Origin of the sequence: Kineococcus aridisoli (assembly GCF_050871885.1) — a bacterium.
Taxonomy (GTDB): Bacteria; Actinomycetota; Actinomycetes; order Actinomycetales; family Kineococcaceae; genus Kineococcus.
The window spans coordinates 1-16423 of the sequence record NZ_JBJLSF010000104.1; the positions used below are offsets into that span (position 1 = coordinate 1).

15 protein-coding genes are annotated in these 16423 nt (G+C 74.7%); 5 read left to right on the forward strand and 10 right to left on the reverse strand.

Translation table 11 applies throughout. The features are described from left to right. Positions 1 to 59: 59 nt before the first annotated feature. From ACRYM2_RS20360 to chvE, 7 genes are all read right to left on the reverse strand, one after another. Positions 60 to 500: a chemotaxis protein CheW gene (locus ACRYM2_RS20360; protein WP_432524259.1), complete on the reverse strand. Its 441-nt coding sequence runs from the start codon at positions 498 to 500 to the stop codon at positions 60 to 62. 1 nt (position 501) lies between these two features. Further along, positions 502 to 2976 carry a chemotaxis protein CheW gene (locus tag ACRYM2_RS20365; protein WP_432524260.1) on the reverse strand — a complete coding sequence of 825 codons (2475 nt, stop codon included), beginning with the start codon at positions 2974 to 2976 and terminating at the stop codon, positions 502 to 504. Positions 2977 to 3182: 206 nt separating this feature from the next. Beyond that, positions 3183 to 3806 carry a GTP-binding protein gene (locus ACRYM2_RS20370; protein ID WP_432524261.1) on the reverse strand — a complete coding sequence of 208 codons (624 nt, stop codon included), beginning with the start codon at positions 3804 to 3806 and terminating at the stop codon, positions 3183 to 3185. Continuing rightward, positions 3787 to 4182 (reverse strand): DUF742 domain-containing protein, encoded by a 396-nt coding sequence (locus ACRYM2_RS20375; protein WP_432524262.1) that lies wholly within the window; start codon positions 4180 to 4182, stop codon positions 3787 to 3789. Before ACRYM2_RS20375 ends, ACRYM2_RS20370 begins: the two co-directional genes overlap by 20 nt. A gap of 6 nt (positions 4183 to 4188) precedes the next feature. Then, positions 4189 to 4635: a roadblock/LC7 domain-containing protein gene (locus ACRYM2_RS20380; RefSeq protein ID WP_432524263.1), complete on the reverse strand. Its 447-nt coding sequence runs from the start codon at positions 4633 to 4635 to the stop codon at positions 4189 to 4191. 102 nt (positions 4636 to 4737) lie between these two features. Then, a complete protein-coding gene (locus ACRYM2_RS20385) occupies positions 4738 to 7830 on the reverse strand; it encodes a sensor histidine kinase (RefSeq protein WP_432524264.1) in 3093 nt (1030 codons plus the stop codon). Positions 7831 to 7951: 121 nt separating this feature from the next. Then, the gene (chvE, locus tag ACRYM2_RS20390) at positions 7952 to 9025 is read right to left on the reverse strand and encodes a multiple monosaccharide ABC transporter substrate-binding protein (RefSeq protein WP_432524273.1); all 1074 of its coding nucleotides are present in this window, start codon (positions 9023 to 9025) and stop codon (positions 7952 to 7954) included. 84 nt (positions 9026 to 9109) lie between these two features. On the opposite strand from chvE, the gene ACRYM2_RS20395 reads away from it, so the two are divergent. The 3 genes from ACRYM2_RS20395 to ACRYM2_RS20405 are packed head-to-tail and all read left to right on the forward strand — an operon-like array spanning position 9110 to position 12502. Then, a complete protein-coding gene (locus ACRYM2_RS20395) occupies positions 9110 to 9751 on the forward strand; it encodes an NTP transferase domain-containing protein (RefSeq protein WP_432524265.1) in 642 nt (213 codons plus the stop codon). A gap of 10 nt (positions 9752 to 9761) precedes the next feature. Then, entirely contained in the window at positions 9762 to 10754 is a 993-nt protein-coding gene (locus tag ACRYM2_RS20400) for an NAD(P)H-quinone oxidoreductase (protein ID WP_432524266.1), read from the forward strand. After that, on the forward strand, positions 10751 to 12502 hold the full coding sequence (locus ACRYM2_RS20405) for a glycoside hydrolase family 15 protein (RefSeq protein ID WP_432524267.1): 1752 nt from the start codon (positions 10751 to 10753) through the stop codon (positions 12500 to 12502). Before ACRYM2_RS20400 ends, ACRYM2_RS20405 begins: the two co-directional genes overlap by 4 nt. Positions 12503 to 12550: 48 nt before the next feature. Here the strand turns inward: ACRYM2_RS20405 and ACRYM2_RS20410 are convergent, their stop codons facing one another. Next, positions 12551 to 13060 carry an Hsp20/alpha crystallin family protein gene (locus ACRYM2_RS20410; RefSeq protein ID WP_432524268.1) on the reverse strand — a complete coding sequence of 170 codons (510 nt, stop codon included), beginning with the start codon at positions 13058 to 13060 and terminating at the stop codon, positions 12551 to 12553. Between the two features lie 146 nt (positions 13061 to 13206). Between ACRYM2_RS20410 and ACRYM2_RS20415 the strand changes: the two genes are divergently transcribed. Next, a complete protein-coding gene (locus ACRYM2_RS20415) occupies positions 13207 to 14175 on the forward strand; it encodes an aldo/keto reductase (protein WP_432524269.1) in 969 nt (322 codons plus the stop codon). A 53-nt stretch (positions 14176 to 14228) separates the two neighbouring features. Here the strand turns inward: ACRYM2_RS20415 and ACRYM2_RS20420 are convergent, their stop codons facing one another. Continuing rightward, positions 14229 to 15182: an alpha/beta hydrolase gene (locus tag ACRYM2_RS20420; RefSeq protein WP_432524270.1), complete on the reverse strand. Its 954-nt coding sequence runs from the start codon at positions 15180 to 15182 to the stop codon at positions 14229 to 14231. A gap of 99 nt (positions 15183 to 15281) precedes the next feature. On the opposite strand from ACRYM2_RS20420, the gene ACRYM2_RS20425 reads away from it, so the two are divergent. Then, entirely contained in the window at positions 15282 to 15746 is a 465-nt protein-coding gene (locus ACRYM2_RS20425; RefSeq protein WP_432524271.1) for a MarR family winged helix-turn-helix transcriptional regulator, read from the forward strand. 2 nt (positions 15747 to 15748) lie between these two features. Here the strand turns inward: ACRYM2_RS20425 and ACRYM2_RS20430 are convergent. Beyond that, positions 15749 to 16423, reverse strand: a 675-nt coding sequence (locus tag ACRYM2_RS20430; protein WP_432524272.1) for a sugar-binding domain-containing protein, incomplete at its 5' end; no start/stop codon positions are given.

Below are 16423 nucleotides of genomic sequence, written 5' to 3' on the forward strand. Positions count from 1 at the left end.
GGGGTGGGACCAGGAGGTCCCACCCCGTGCTGCGTCGCGGTGCCGGGTGCGGTGCCGGGTCAGGCCGCGGTGACCGCGCCCTCGATCTCCAGCGCCTTGTCGACGTCGAGGACGAGCAGCAGCGCGTCGTCGAGCTTGTAGGCGCCGCGGATCAGCTCGCGGATCGGCCCGGACAGCGTGTCCGGCGGCGGCTCGAAGGTCGCGTCGGCGGCCTCGATGACGCCACCGATCGAGTCGACGAGCAGGCTCCAGACCTCCTCGGCGGCGCGGACGACGACGTTCATCGCGACCTTGCCCTCCTCGCGGTCGGGCATGCCCAGCCGGCGGCGCAGGTCCAGCGCGGTGACGACCTGACCGCGCAGGTTGATGAGGCCGGCGACGGCCCGCGGGGCCAGCGGCGCGGGGGTGCGGGGCTGCTCGGTGAGCACCTCCTGCACGCGCCGCACCTCGACACCGAACAGGTGCCCGGCCAGGTGGAACGTGGCGTACTGCGTGGACACGTCAGACCCCCAGTCGCTTGGACGCTTCGGCGAGCTCGTTCTGAGCCTGCTCGGTGAAGAAGTTCGGGTCGGCGGCCAGGATCGCTGCCCGGACGTCGAGGAGCTCGGTCACGCGGTCGCGGATGACGGCCGAGCCGACCAGGCCCGCGTCGTCGATGTCGCTGCGCGCGTCCTGACCCGCGACGATGTCGACGATCTCGTCGACGACGATCGCGACCGAGCGGCCGCGCGCGGAGTACACGACACCCGGCACCGCGTCGGCCTCGCCGGCCGAGCGGGCCCCGCGGGAACCGCCGCCGAGGTGGTGCGAGAGGCGGACCAGCGGGAGGATCTCGCCGCGGTAGCGGACGACCTCGCGCCGGCCGACGCGCTCGATGGACTCCGTCTTGAACTCCTCCAGGCGGGTGACGACGTCCAGCGGGATCGCGACCCGGCGGTTGTCGCCGAGGCCGACGACCAGCAGGCGCTGGCCCTCGCCCGTCGCGGCGGTCGTCGAGGCGGCCGCGGACGCGGCGTGCTCGATGCCGTCCGAGCGCATCGTGCGGCGCGCCAGCGACTGCACGTCGAGGATCAGCGAGACCCGCCCGTCGCCGAGGATGGTCGCCCCGGCGTAGGAGCCGATCGCCTTCAGCACGCCGGACAGCGGCTTGACGACGATCTCCTCGGTGTCCAGGACGCGGTCGACGACGAGGCCGAAGCGGCGGCCGTCGCACTCCAGGACGGCGATGACGAGGTTGGTCGGCATCTCCGCGTCGGCGGGGCGCTTGAGCTCCAGCGCCTCCTCCAGGCGGATCAGCGGCAGCAGCGCACCGCGCAGGCGGTACACCTTCGCGCCGCCGACGTCCTCGATCGCCTTGGACATGCGCTCGGTGTCCAGGCTGACCAGCTCCAGCAGGTTGACCTGCGGCATGGCGTAGCGCTGGCCGGCGCACTCGACGGTCAGGGCCGGGACGATCGCCAGGGTCAGCGGGATCCGCAGGCGCCAGACGGTGCCGTGGCCGACGACGGACTCGACGTCGACGGAGCCGCCGATGCGCTCGATGTTCGTCTTGACGACGTCCATGCCGACACCGCGGCCGGAGACGTTGGTGACCTTGGCGGCGGTGGAGAAGCCGGGCAGGAACAGGAACTGCAGGATGTCGTTGGGGGTCAGCGACTCCAGCTTGGCGGCCGTCACCAGGCCCTTCTCGACGGCCTTGGCGCCGATGATGGCCGGGTCGATGCCCTTGCCGTCGTCGCGGATCTCGACGACGACCTGGCCGCCCTCGTGCGCCGCGCGCAGCTTCAGGGTGCCGACCTCGTTCTTGCCGGCGGCGCGGCGCACCTCGGGCGACTCGATGCCGTGGTCGACCGCGTTGCGGACGATGTGGGTCAGCGGGTCCTTGACGGCCTCGAGCAGCGTGCGGTCGAGCTCGGTGTCGCCGCCCTCCATCTCCAGCTTGATCTTGCGGCCCAGCATGTTCCCGAGGTCGCGGACGACGCGGGGCAGCTTCGACCACAGGTGGTCGATGGCCTGCATGCGGGTGCGCATGACCGTCTCCTGCATCTCGCTGGCGACGAGGTTGAGGCGGTGGCAGGCGCGGGTGAGGTCCTCGTCGCGCAGCGCGCCGGCGCGCTGGAGGATCTGGTTGCGGGCCAGGACCAGCTCACCGGCCTGGCGGACCAGGGACTCCAGCAGCTCGACGTCGACGCGGATGCTGGCCTCGACGGCGGAGGCCTTCTCGCCGGCGGGCGCGGCGGGCTTGTCGGCGGGCGCGGCGGCGACGGGCGCGGCGGCGGGCGCGGCGACGGGCGCGGGCACCGGGGCGGGTGCGGGGACCTCGGCCACGGGGGCCGGGACCTCGGCGACCGGAGCAGGGGCCTCGACGGGCGCGGGCACCTCGGCGACCGGAGCGGGGACCTCGGCGACGGGGGCGGGGACCTCGACGACGGGCGCGGGCACCTCCTCGACGGGGGCGGGGACCTCGACGACGGGCGCGGGCACCTCCTCGGCGGGCGCGGGCACCTCGGCGACCGGGGCGGGGGTCTCGGCGGGGGTCTCGGCGGGGGTCTCGGCACCGGCGCCGGCGGAGGGGGGGAGCACGGGCTGCTCGCCGTCGAGCACGGCGCGGATGGCGGCGACGACCTCGGCGACCTCGACACCGTCCTCGCTGTGCGAGGCCTCGATGGAGGACAGCAGCGCGCGGATGGTGTCGACCATGCGCAGCAGCACGTCGGTCGTCACCGGGGTCATGACCAGCTGGCCGTCGCGCAGGCGGGCCAGCAGGTTCTCGCCGACGTGGGCGACCGACTCCAGGCGCGAGAACGCCAGGAAGCCGCTGGTGCCCTTGATCGTGTGGATGGTGCGGAAGACGCTGGCGAGCAGCTCCCGCGAGCCCGGCTCCTGCTCGAGCGCGACGAGGTCGGAGTCCAGCTGGTCCAGGTTCTCGTAGCTCTCGACGAGGAACTCTTGGACGATCTCGTCCATGTCGTCCACGTGGCACTCCCGCTTCTCGCGTCGGTGCGGCCCGGTCGGGCCGCGGCGTCCTGCTCACAGTGCTCATCGGCACACGGGCGCCGGAGCTGAAACGTCACCCGTCCAGCCGATGCGCGCGGCCGGGCGGGCGGGCCGGGCGGGGCCGGGCGGACGACGAGAGGCCGGCCCCCGGGACGGGGACCGGCCTCTCGTCGTGCGGGCGTCGGTCAGGACGCGGCGCTCAGCCGGGCCAGGGCGGTCTGCACGAGCGTGATGAGGCTGTGCTTGGTGGCGGCCTTGCTGCGGGCGTCGGTGTAGACCAGCGGGACGTTCTCCGGCACGCCGAGCGCCTCGCGCACGGAGTCCAGGTCGTGCTGGGCCACGCCGTCGAAGCAGTTGACGGCGACGACGAACGGGATGCCGCGCGACTCGAAGTAGTCGACGGCCGGGAAGCACTGGTCGAGGCGGTCGGTGTCGACCAGCACGACCGCGCCGATGGCGCCCTTGACGAGGTCGTCCCACATGAACAGGAAGCGGTCCTGGCCGGGGGTGCCGAACAGGTACAGCCACAGGTTGCCCGGCAGCGCGATGCGGCCGAAGTCCATGGCGACCGTGGTCGACGTCTTGCGGTCGGAGTTCAGGCCCGCGTCGTCGACGCCGACCGAGTGCTCGGTCATGGCGGCTTCGGTGCGCAGCGGCTCGATGTCGGAGATCGAGCCGATGAAGGTCGTCTTGCCGACGGCGAACCCGCCGGCCACGACGATCTTGACGACGGTGGGCGGTGCCTGAGTGTCGGTTCCCGCGGGCGCTCCGGCTCCGGCGGGGCTCACGTCAGAGCGAGGAAATGCCATTGAGAACACTCTCCAGGACGCTGATGGTGGTCGCGGGTTGAGGTGCCGAGGTCATCGTGAGGCCGTGGATGCGGACCTTCCCGGTCTGGGAGAGGTCGCTCACCACGACGCGCACGACGCCGACCGGCAGGTGGACGTGGGCGGACAGCTCGGCGATCGACAGGTAGGACTTCTTCGTGAGTTCCAGGATCTTCCGCCGCTCCGGCGTCATCCCGACGTCGGGGTCGCTGAGCGCCTCGACGAGGGCCTCCACGGGGAGGTCGACGTTGGAGGGACGGGTCCGCCCACCGGTGACGGTGTACGGGCGGACGGTGAACTCCTCGGCGTCCTGGTCGTCGTCGTCGGACCAGAGGTCCGCACTACCAGGTGCTGTCACGTCCGGTCACCACCGGGAAGCGACGGGGGCGGAGGTGGGCAGCGCGGCCCGCATCTCCGACACCAGCTGCGGGGTCAGGACGGTCTCGGCGCGCTGCACCAGCATCGCCATCTCGTAGCCGATGAGGCCGACGTCGCAGCCCGCCTCGGCGGCGACGGCCAGGACCGAGCCGTCGGAGATGTTGACGAGGAAGAAGAACGCGTCGTCCATCTCGATGATGGCCTGGCGCACCTCGCCGGACTGCAGCTGGCGGGCGGCGCCGCGGGCCAGGCTGGAGACGCCCGAGACGATGGCGGCCAGCTGGTCGCCGGACTCGCGGTCGAGCTTCTCGGACATGGCCATGAGCAGGCCGTCGGCGGAGACGACGACGGTGTGCTGGACGCCGGAGACGCTCTTGACGAAGTTGTCGAGGAGCCAGCTGAAGTCGGCGGCCTCGGAGCTAAGCGCGGTCACAGTGGGGTTCCTCTTCTCGGGCTGGACTGTCGTTCGGTCAGGTCGGTCAGGTCGGTCGGGTGGTCTTCCCCGCGACCCCGGGACGGGGTCGAGGACTGGTGGTCAGGCGGTGCCATCGGCGCCGTCCTTCGGGTCGGCGACGGGGACGTCGCCTCCGGCGCGACCGCGCGAGACGCCGGCCTGGAAGCCGGAGAGCATCGAGCGGACGTCCGCGGGGGCGCGACGCTGCCGGTTGGCGGCGGCGCGGGCGGGGGCGGGCTTGGCCGCGGCCGCCGTGGCGCCCGCCTGGCGGCGGACCAGCGGCGCGGAGCCGGTGCCCTTGGAGGGCGTGAAGCTCTGCCCCTCGGTGAGGGCGGACAGGGCCTCGGCCGCCAGGGCGCTGCGCTGGCGCAGGGCCTCGCCGACCGAGCGGCCCGGCACCGCCGGGACGGCGGGGGCGGCGGGGGCGGCGACCTCCGCGGCCGGCACCGGCGCGGGGGCCGGGACCTCCACGGGGGCCGGGGCCACCGGCAGGACCGGGGCCGGGGCCTCGGCGGCAGCCGCCGCGACCGGGGCCGGCGCCTCCGCCGGAGCGGGAGCCGGGGCCGCGACGGGCTGCTCCACCTGCGCCGCGCGGTTCGCCTCGAGGGCGTCGAGCGCGGAGGCCGTGGTGGCCGGGGCGGCCGGGGTGGCCTCGGGGGCCTCGCCGCGCTTGCGCGAGGTCCAGAACGCCTCGGCGGCGGTCTTCGGCGGCGTCGCGGAGTCGCGCACCGGGCGCGGCCGGCGGCCGGCCTTGGGCAGGATGTCCTGCGCCGCGGCCAGGGCGGTCGGCGCCTCGGCCTTGCGCTCGCGCTTGGGCATCGCCGGGGCGGCGCTGGTGGCGGCGGCCACCGGCTTCCAGTCCGCCGCGGGGACCTCCGCCGCGGGAGCGGCGGGAGCGGCGGCCGCGGGAGCGGGGGTGGCGGCCGCGTCGGCCTTGGCCTGCGCCTGGGCGGTGCGGCGGCGGGTCGGCAGCTGCCGGCCCTCGACCTTCGTGGGCGCGGACGGGTTGACCTCGGAGCTGGCCGCGGCCTGCGCCGCGGACTCCTGCAGCGTCGCCGAGAGGGCGTCGCCGAGGCCGTCGGCCGCCAGCGGGTTGCTGACGATCGTGTCGGCACCCGTGGCCGGCGCGGCGGGCTTGCGGCTGGGCAGGCCCGCGGGGGTGGCCGGCGCGGCGTCCGGCAGCGCGGAGACCGCGGTGTCCGGCAGCGCCGGGAGCGCGGCGGGGGCGGTGTCGGCCACCGGCAGCCCGCTGTCGAGGGCGGCCAGCTCCGGCTGGCCGGCCTTGACGCTGCCCGGGGTGAACAGCGAGGCGGCGAGGACGAGCGTGACGGTGGTGCCCCGGCCCTCGGCGGTGTCGACGTGGACGTCGACGTCGAGGCGGCCGGCGAGGCGGCCGACGACGTAGAAGCCGAGGCGCTGGGCGCCGACGAACTCCGAGGCGCGGCCACCGGAGATGCGGCGGTGGGCGGTCTCGACCTCCTCGGCGCTCATGCCGAGGCCGCTGTCCCGGATGGTGACCTCGATGCCGCGCTCGGTCTCGGCGGTGCCGACGACGACGCGGGTGCCCGGGTCGGAGAAGTTCGTCGCGTTCTCGAGCAGCTCCGCCATCAGGTGCGACAGCGACAGCGCGAGGTGGCCGACGACCGGCGGGTCGACCTGCAGGGCCAGGTCCACGCGGCCGTAGTGCTCGATCTCACCGGCCGCGGTGCGGACCACGTCCGACAGCGGCAGCGGCCGGCGCAGGCGGCGGCCGGTGTTGATGCCGGCCAGCACGAGCAGGGACTCGGCGTTGCGCCGCATCCGGGTCGCCAGGTGGTCGAGGGTGAAGAGGTCCTCGAGGGTGTCGGGGTTCTCCTCGGTGCGCTCCAGCTGGTCCAGGAAGGCCAGCTGGCGGGCGAGCAGCGCCTGGTCGCGGCGGGCGACGTTGACGAACATCTCGGCGATCGAGGCGCGCAGCGCGGCCTGCTCACCGGCGATGCGGAAGGTGGTCTCGTTGAGGTCGTTGATGACCTTGGTGACCTCACCGATCTCGTCGGTGCTGGTGATCTCCAGCGGGGAGAACTCCACGCCCGGGCCCTCGCCCGGGGTCTGCATGCGCTCGACCATGCGGGGCAGCTCGTCGCGGACCTCGGTCGCGGCGGCGGCCAGGGCGCGCAGGCGGCTGCCGATGCTGCGGGCCACCGTGAGGGCGAAGAAGACGACGCCGGCGGCGACGAGCAGGGTCAGCGCGGCGAGCAGGACACCGCGCAGCAGGGCGCTGCCGGCCGCGGCGTCACCGCGGTCGGAGACGTCCTGGGCGGCGATGTCGGTGGCGGTGTTGAGGCTCTCGATGACCGTGCCGGTCCGGGTCAGCCACTCGTCGGCGCTGAGGGACGGGGCGGCCGAGCCGGCCGCGGTGAACGCGTTGCGGTCCTTGCTGACGAACGCGCGGGCCTGGGAGGCCTCGGAGGCGTTCAGGGCCGCGTCGACCCGGTCGGCGAGGTCGGCGTTGAGCAGGGAGTCCGCCTGGTCCTGGAAGAACTCCTGCTCGGCGATCGAGGTGCCGCGGATCTGCGTGACGCTGGCGGAGGTGACGCCCTCCAGGACGAGCAGGCCGGCGACCTGCTCGCGGGAGGCCGCCTCGCTCTCCTTGACCAGGTAGGCGAAACCGGCCTGGTCGCGGGCCAGGTCGCGCTCGCTGGTGTCGTCGGAGACCGCGAGCGCCAGGTCGGAGTAGGCGTTGACGAACGGGTCGTAGGCGGTGAGGGTCTGGGCGGCGGTGGTGTTGCCGCTGTCGACGATGGCGCGGACCTGGGCGATGGCGCCGGCGGCCGCCTGCGCCTTCTGCAGCGCGGCCGAGGTGGCCGAGCCGCCGTCCGCGAGGTCCACCTCGGTCAGCTCGGCGGCCAGCGCCTGGAGCGCGCCGTCGGAGGCGGTGCGGGCCGCGGCGACCTGCTCGGGCGTGACGCCCGAGCCCTCGACCAGCGACTGGACGCTGGCGAGGCGCTCCTGCTGGAGCGCGACGAGCAGCTGGCTGCCCTCGTCGGCCGTGCCGGCGAACATCGCGACGCGGCGGGTCTCGGCGGCGGAGGTGATGAGACGGACGTCGATCGCGACCGCGGCGACCAGGAGCACCGCGAGCGGGACCGAGAGGAGGACCAGGAGCCTGGCTCTGATGCTCAGGTTGCGCAGCATGTCGACCTTCCGTACGCGTGAGTGGGCTGTCAGGTGCCCACTGAGGTGGAGCAGACCTGGGGGTGATCGGGAGACGGGGTCCCCGGGTTGAGCGGAACCGGGGGAACCTCGCCCGGGCGGGTCAGCCGGCGAGCTGGTCCGCGGTGTAGAAACCGCTGTCGACGAGCACCTGCTGGACGTTGCCCGCGTCGACCGAGACGGGCTCCAGGAGCTGCGCGGGGACGTCCTTGACGCCGTTGTCCGCGGTGGTGGTCGTGGTCGGCTGCTCACCGGCCAGGACGGCCTCGGACATCCGCACCGCCGTCTCCGCGAGCTCTCGGGTGTCCTTGAACACCGTCTGCGCCTGCTGGCCGGCGAGGATCGACTTCACCGACTCCAGCTCGGCGTCCTGGCCGGTGACGACCGGCAGGGGCTGGCCGGCGCCGTAGCCGCGGGCCTGCAGCGTGGAGATGATCGAGCGGCTCATGCCGTCGTAGGGCGACAGGACCGCGTCGAGGCGCGCGGTGCCGTAGTGGGCGGTGAGCAGGTTCTCCAGGCGGGCCGCGGCGGTGGCGCCGTCCCAGCGCTCGGTGGCGATCTGGTCCATGCTGGTCTGGCCGCTGCGCACGACGAGCTCGCCGGCGTCCAGGTAGGGCTTGAGGACCTCCATGGAGCCCTCGTAGAAGCCGTAGGAGTTGGAGTCGTCGGGCGAGCCGGCGAACAGCTCGATCGTCAGCGGCCCGGTGGCGGTCTCGAGGCCGAGGCGGTCGACGACCGCCTTCGCCTGCAGGCGGCCGACCTCGGCGTTGTCGAAGGAGGCGTAGTAGTCGACGTCCGTGCTGCCGGTGAGCAGGCGGTCGTAGGCGATGACGGGGATGCCCGCGGCCTCCGCCTGCGAGAGCACGCCGGTGAGCTGGGTGCCGTCGATGGCGGCCACGACGATGACGCTGACGTCGTCGTCGATCATCCGCTGGATCTGGCTGACCTGGCTGTCGACGTCGTCCTCGCCGTACTGCAGGTCGGTGGTGAAGCCGGCGGCCTCGAAGAGGTCGACCATGCTCTTGCCGTCGGAGATCCAGCGCGTCGAGGACGTGGTCGGCATGGCGATGCCCACGCTCTTGGTGCCGGTCCTCTCGTCGGAGGCGTCGGCTCCACCGCCGCACGCCGACAGCACGAGGGCGGCGCCGACGAGCACGGCGGCGTGGCTCTTCTTCAGCACGGGCTTCTCCTTCGTCTGGGCGAGCGGTGCTCGCACCGGTGCGCTGTGGTGCTGGTGGGCTGCGGCCGGGACACTGGCGGGGTGCTCCACGGGCGTGCGGACCACCGGGCCGACGTCGTCCTGCTGGCGGGCGGCGCGGGACGCCGCTACGCCGCGCAGGCTCCGGGCGCGGACAAGCTGTCGGCGCGGTTGGCCGACACCACCGTCATCGGCCGCCTCGCGGGGGAGCTTCAGCGCTCGGCGCGGATCTTCGTCGTGGGTCACCCGCTCGCAGCACGCGCGGCGGGTCCCACGGTCACCCGGTTGCAGGAGGACCCCCCCGGAGGGGGGCCGCTGCCGGCGCTGGCGGCGGGCCTGGCGGCCGCCTCGACACCGGCCGTGGTGGTCCTGGCCGGCGACCAGCCGTTCGCGGCGAGCGCCGTGCCGCGGCTGCTGGCGGCGCTGCGGGCGCGGCGCGGCGCGCTGGCGGCGGTGGGCGTGGACGCGGGCGGCCGCCGCCAGCCGCTGCTGTCGGCGTGGCGGCGCGAGCCGGTGCTGGCGGTGCTGGGCGAGCTGGCCGCGCAGGAGCCGCTGGCCGGGCGCCCGCTGCGCGCGCTGCTGGCGCGCGTGGAGGTCGTGGAGGTCGCGGTGACCGACGCCGAGTGCCTGGACGTGGACGTGCCGGCGGACCTGGAGCGCGCGCGGGAGCTGCTCGGCCGGGCGGGCCCGGGAGGGGAAACGTAGGGTCGGCCTCGTGCGGATCGTGACCGTTGAGCAGCCCGGCGGCCCGGGGGCCCTCGTCGAGAGGGAGGCGCCCGACCCCGTCGCCGGCCCCGGCGAGGTGGTGGTGCGGGTGGCCGCGGCGGGGGTGAACCGGGCCGACGCCATGCAGCGGCGCGGGCTGTACCCGCCGCCGCCCGGTGCGCCGCAGCACCCCGGGCTGGAGGTCTCCGGGTGGATCGAGTCGCTGGGCGAGGGCGTGACGGGCTGGCGGCCCGGGGACGCGGTGTGCGCGCTGCTGGCCGGCGGCGGCTACGCCGAGCGCGTCGCCGTCCCGGCCGGTCAGCTGCTGCCGGTGCCCCAGGGCGTGGACGTGGTCGACGCCGCGGCGCTGCCGGAGGTGGCGTGCACGGTGTGGAGCACGGTGTTCACCACGGCGGGCCTGCGCCCCGGCGAGCTGCTGCTCGTGCACGGCGGTTCCAGCGGCATCGGCACGATGGCGATCCAGCTGGCCCGGCAGGTGGGGGCGCGGGTGGCGGTGACGGCGGGCTCGCCCGCCAAGCTGGCGCGCTGCGCCGAGCTGGGCGCGCAGCTGCTGGTGGACTACCGCGAGGAGGACTTCGTCGCCCGCGTGCGGGAGTTCGAGCCCGCCGGCGCGGACGTCGTGCTGGACCTGGTGGGCGCGCCCTACCTGGCCCGCAACCTCGACGTGCTGGGCACCGACGGCCGCCTGGTGGTGATCGCCACCCAGGGCGGCACCACCGCCGAGATCGACCTGGGCCTGCTGCTGCGCAAGCGGATCTCCTTGCACGCCAGGACGTTGCGTTCGAGGTCGCCGGAGGAGAAGGCGGCGGTCGTGGCCAGCGTGCGCGACCACGTGTGGCCGCTGGTCGTCGACGGCGGCGTCCGCCCCGTCGTGCACGAGCGCTTCCCGCTAGCGGAGGCCTCCCGCGCGCACGAGGTGATGGAGGGTTCCTCGCACGTGGGCAAGCTGCTGCTGGTGACGGGGGCCGGGGCGCCGGCGTGACGCCGGAGGAGTCCTCCCGGCGCTTCCCGCCGCACGTGCTGCGCGACTACGCGCTGGTGGCCGACGGGGCGCGCGGTGCGGTCGTGGGCCCGCGCGGGGACATGACGTGGCTGTGCGCGCCGACCTGGCACGACGACGCCGTCTTCGCCGCCCTGCTGGGCGGTCGCGGCGCGTTCTCGGTGACGCCGACCCACCCGTTCGTGTGGGGCGGGCACTACGAGCCGGGGACGCTGGTCTTCCGCCACCGCTGGACCTCTCGCGGCGACGGGACGGTCGACTGCCGCGACGCGCTCGCGATGCCCAGCGACCCCGAGCGCGCCGTCGTGCTGCGCGAGGTGGTCGCCGCGCAGGGCGAGGCCGAGGTCGACGTGCTGCTGGACCTGCGCGCCGGGTTCGGCACGAAGGCGCTGCGGGGCCTGCGCCGCGACGAGCGGGGGCGCTGGAGCGGGCGCACCGGGGACCTGCGGGTGCGGCTGACGGGGCTGGCGGACGCGCACGTCGAGGACGGCGTCCTGCGCCAGCGGCTGCGGGTGCCCGCCGGCACCAGCCACCACCTCGTGCTGGAGGTGGGGACCCGGCTGCCCGAGGAGCCGCCGGACCCCTGGCACGCCTGGCAGTCCACCGAGCACACCTGGCGCTCGGCGGTGCCGGAGGTCCGCGACAGCATCGCCCCGACGGAGGCGCAGCACTCGTTCGCGGTGATCCGCGGCCTGACCTCCGACGCCGGCGGCATGGTGGCGGCGGCGACGATGTCGCTGCCCGAGCACGCCGAGCGCGGGCGCAGCTACGACTACCGCTACGCCTGGGTGCGCGACCAGTGCTACGCCGGGCTCGCGCTCGCCGAGTGCGGTGCGCCGCACCCGCTGTTCGAGACGCTCGTCGGGTTCGTCACCCAGCGGGTGCTGGCCGACGGCCCCGGCATGTCGCCCGCGTACACGGTGCTCGGCGCGCCCGTGCCCGACGAGCGCCCGACGGGGCTGCCGGGCTACCCGGGCGGCTGGGACATCGCCGGCAACCACGTGCGCGGGCAGTTCCAGCTCGACGCCTTCGGCGAGGTGCTGCAGCTGCTGGCCGCCGCCGCGCGCTTCGACGTCCTCGACGCCGACGGCCGGCGCGCGGTGGAGGTGGCCGTCTCGGCGATCGAGCAGCGCTGGCAGCAGCCGGACGCGGGGATCTGGGAGATCGAGGACGACCACTGGACGCACTCGCGGCTGGAGTGCGTGGCCGGGCTGAGGTGCGTGGCCGCCGTCTCCTCCCCCGGGGACGCGGCGCGGTACTCGGCGCTGGCGGACGCGGTGCTGGCGCGGACCTCGCGCGAGGGCCTGCACCCGGTGGAGGGGCGCTGGCAGCGCAGCCCGGGGCAGCCGGGGGTGGACGCGGCGCTGCTGCGCCCGCCGCTGCACGGGGCGCTGCCGGTGGAGGACCCGCGCTCGCGCGCGACGCTGGAGGCGGTGCGCCGCGACCTGGTGGAGGACCACCACGTGTACCGCTACTCCCCCGACTCGATGCCGCTGGGCACCACCGAGGGGGCGTTCCTGCTGTGCGGCTTCCTGCTGGCGGAGGCGCTGCACGCGGCCGGCGAGGAGGTCGACGCGTTCCGCTTCTTCGAGCGCAACCGGGCCGCGTGCGGGCCGGCGGCGCTGCTCAGCGAGGAGTGGGACGTGCGCCAGCGCCAGCTGCGCGGGAACCTGCCGCAGGCCTTCGTGCACGCGGCGCTGCTGTCCAGCTCGGTGCGCCTGGCCCGCTGACGGCGAGAGCCCCGCGACCGGGGAGGTCGCGGGGCTCTCGCGGGATCGTCACTCGGCCGAGGGGGCCTCGGTGGAGGACTCGGTGGAGGAGCCGGTGGGCTCACCGGTCCCGACCGCCTGCGGGGCGGCCGCGGTGACCGCGATGCGGGTCGGCTGCGCGCTCGCGTGCGCACCGGAGACGCGCACCGTGAGCACCCCGGCGTCGTAGCTGGCGCTCACGGCGTCGGCGGCCACGGTGCTCGGCAGGGAGAAGCTGCGGCGGAAGCTGCCGTAGCGGAACTCGCTGCGGCCGCGCTGGTCGTCCGAGCGGACGTCCTTGCGCTCACCGCGGACCACGAGGCTGCCGCGCTCGACCTCGACGCTCACGTCGTCGAGGGCGACACCGGGCAGCTCCAGGCGCACGAGCGCGTCGTCGCCGTCGCGGGTGACCTCGGCGGCGGGCGCGAAGCCGCCGGTGCGGGCGGGGGTGGTGCTCGTCAGCGGCCCGAAGGCGCTGCGGACCAGGGCGTCGAACTGGGCGTCGAAGGGGCTGCGGCGCCACACGGACAGCGTGTTCATCAGTGTCCTCCTCGGACGGCTGGTGGCGCTCGGGGTGAGCGCCGTCGACTGAGCCAACGTGAGTCCCCTCGACTCAATTCCAGGGGACGGGCGCGTTCGCCCTGGGCTGACGCGCGAGGAGGACGGACCGCGGGAAGGATCGCGGCATGGACTACGTGAAGCTCGGCCGCACCGGCCTGGAGGTCTCCAAGCTCGTCCTCGGCTGCATGAGCTACGGCGACCCGCAGCGCGGGAGCCACTCCTGGACGCTGCCCGAGGAGGAGAGCGCCCCCTTCCTGCACAAGGCGCTCGACGCCGGCGTGAACTTCTTCGACACCGCCAACGTCTACTCCGACGGCTCCAGCGAGGAGATCATCGGCAAGGTGCTGCTGTCCGCGGTGCCCCGCGACCAGGTCGTCATCGCCACCAAGGTGTTCAACCGGATGCGCCCGGGCCCCAACGGGGCGGGGCTGTCGCGGCAGGCGATCCTCACCGAGATCGACAACTCGCTGCGCCGGCTGGGCACCGACTACGTCGACCTCTACCAGATCCACCGCTTCGACCCCACGGTGCCGCTGGAGGAGACGCTGCAGGCGCTGCACGACGTCGTCCAGGCCGGCAAGGTCCGCTACCTGGGGGCGTCCTCGATGTGGGCGTGGCAGTTCGCCAAGGCCCTGCACCTGCAGGAGCTCAACGGCTGGACCCGCTTCGCGACCATGCAGGACCACTACAACCTCCTCTACCGCGAGGAGGAGCGCGAGATGCTGCCGCTGTGCGCCGACGAGGGCATCGGCGTCATCCCGTGGAGCCCGCTGGCGCGCGGGAAGCTGACCCGCGACTGGGACGCCACGACCGACCGCTCGGAGACCGACGAGTTCGGCAAGACGCTCTACCGCGACTCCGACGCCGAGATCGTCGCCGCGGTCGCCCGCGTCGCCGAGCGGCGCGGCGTCCCGCGCGCGCAGGTCGCGCTGGCCTGGGTCGCGCGCAACCCCGTCGTCACGGCCCCCATCGTGGGGGCGACCAAGCCGCACCACCTCGACGACGCGATCGCGGCGGTCGACCTGCACCTGAGCGACGAGGAGGTCGCCGAGCTGGAGGCCCCCTACGAGCCCCACGAGGTCGCCGGGTTCTGACCCCTCACCCCGCCGTGGTCGTGCACCCCCCGTGCACGACCACGGCGGGTCGGTCAGGCGAGGGTGGACTTCAGGAACTGCGCGCCCTGGGCGATGGCGGCCGTGGCGGCGCGGGTGCCGCGCAGCGCGTTCAGCATGACGAAGTCGTGGGTGGTCCCGGTGTAGCGCACGGCGGTCACCGGGACCCCGGCCTCGCGCAGCTTCGCCGCGTACGCCTCGCCCTCGTCGCGCAGGACGTCGGCCTCGGCGGTGATGACCAGGGCCTGCGGCAGGCCGGCGAGCTGCTCGGTCGTGGCCCGCAGCGGCGAGGCGGTGACCTGCGCGCGCTGCGCCTCGTCGGTCGTGTACTGGTCCCAGAACCACTGCATGCCGTCGCGGCGCAGGAAGTAGCCCTCGGCGAAGCGGTGGTAGGACGGGGTGTCGAACGCGGCGTCGGTGACCGGGTAGAACAGCAGCTGCGAGCGCAGGGCGACGTCGCCGCGCTCCTCGGCCATGAGGGTCAGGGCGGCCGCCATGTTCCCGCCCACCGAGTCGCCGGCCACCGCGAGGCGGCTCGCGTCGAGGCCGAGCTCCGCGCCGTGGGTACCGATCCACTGCGCCACCGCGTAGTTCTGCTCGATGGCGACGGGGTAGCGCGCCTCGGGCGACAGGGAGTACTCGGGGAAGACGACCGCGGCGCCGGAGCCGTCGACGAGGTCGCGCACGAGACGGTCGTGGGTGGCGGCGCTGCCGAAGACCCAGCCGGCGCCGTGCAGGTACAGGACGACGGGCAGGGCGGCGCCGCTGTGGCCGCGCGGGGTGACGATGCGGACGCGCACCTGGCCGTGCGGGGTGGCGACGGAGGTCCAGGTCTCGTCGGCGGCGGGTTCGGCGGGGCCGCCGGCCTGCACACCCTCGACGGTCGCGCGCCCCTCGACCGGCCCGAGGTCGAACAGGTACGGCGGGTCGGCGGTCGCCTCGACGAACTCCTGGGCGGCGGGTTCGAGGACGACGGGCTGGTCGGTCATCTGGTGCTCCTCGGGGTGCGGTCTCGGTCTCGGTCCAGCAAGTGCATCGTACTCAATCACATCGTGCACGATGTTGTTCCCGCGACCTAGACTGCCGCGGTGACGCCCGACGCACCGGACCCCGACGCACCGGACCCCGACGCACCGGCCACCGGTCTGGCGGACATGATCTGCTTCGACCTCTACTCGGCCTCGCGGGCGATGACGGGCGTCTACCGCCCGCTGCTCGAACCGCTCGGCCTCACGTACCCCCAGTACCTGGTGGTCGTGGCCCTGCACGAGCGCGGCGAGGTCAGCGTGCGCGAGCTCGTCGCGGCCCTCGACCTCGACTACGGGACGGTCTCGCCCCTGCTGAAGCGCCTGCAGCAGAACGGGGTCGTGGATCGACGGCGCAGCGAGAGCGACGAGCGGACGGTGCTGGTGCAGTTGACGGCGGCCGGCCGGGACCTGCACGCCCGGACCCGCCACGTCCCCGACGCCGTCCGGGCCGCCCTCGGCCTCGACGTCCGGCAGACCGAGGCCCTGCACCACGTCCTGCGTTCGATCACCGAACGCAACGCCTGAGGTCAGGCCAGCGCGAGGACCGCCCGCGCCAGCGAGGCGTGCGTGACCAGCGTGGAGGCGATCCCGCTGCGCAGCACGGCGGCGGTGGCGGCGGCGCGCACGTCGCCGCAGGCCATCGCCACCACGTCCGGCACGGCGCGCAGCTGGCGGCCGGTCACGCCGACGACGCGGTCGGCCAGCGCGTCCACGTCCCGGCCGTCGGCGCCGAGGAGCACCCCGGTGACCTCGGCGACGACACCGGCCCGCGTCATCGCCGCGCGGTCGGCGTCGCCGAGGGAGTCCAGGGCGGTGGACTCCCCCGGCTGCCAGGCGCCCACGGAGACGACGGCCTTGGTCAGCCGGTCGAGCTCGGCCAGGGCCTCGCTGATGCCGGACTGCGAGCGCAGCCCCTCGGCCGTGACGGCGTCGGGCACGGCCAGCGGGGCGTAGAAGGTGCTGGCCGTGGAGCCGGTGGCCTCCGCCGCCCGGCGCACGAGCTCGACGGCGCTCTCGTGGACGTCCGGGCGCGGCAGCGCACCGGACAGCTGCACGAAGCGGCAGCCGAGCCCGGCGTGCAGGGCCGCGGCCAGCTCGGAGATCGTGCGCCCCCAGGCCAGGGCGACGCCGTCGTCGGCCCCGACGCTCACCACAACCACGCCGGCGGTGTCGAGGGCGACCGCGCGGCGCCGACCCGGGTC

Bases quoted from the DNA above. Each gene is read 5' to 3' on its own strand.
- ACRYM2_RS20370 (WP_432524261.1), bottom strand. From the start codon at position 3,806: ATGGCATTTCCTCGCTCTGACGTGAGCCCCGCCGGAGCCGGAGCGCCC.
- ACRYM2_RS20385 (WP_432524264.1), bottom strand. From the start codon at position 7,830: ATGCTGCGCAACCTGAGCATCAGAGCCAGGCTCCTGGTCCTCCTCTCG.
- ACRYM2_RS20410 (WP_432524268.1), bottom strand. From the start codon at position 13,060: ATGAACACGCTGTCCGTGTGGCGCCGCAGCCCCTTCGACGCCCAGTTC.
- ACRYM2_RS20415 (WP_432524269.1), top strand. From the start codon at position 13,207: ATGGACTACGTGAAGCTCGGCCGCACCGGCCTGGAGGTCTCCAAGCTC.
- ACRYM2_RS20420 (WP_432524270.1), bottom strand. From the start codon at position 15,182: ATGACCGACCAGCCCGTCGTCCTCGAACCCGCCGCCCAGGAGTTCGTC.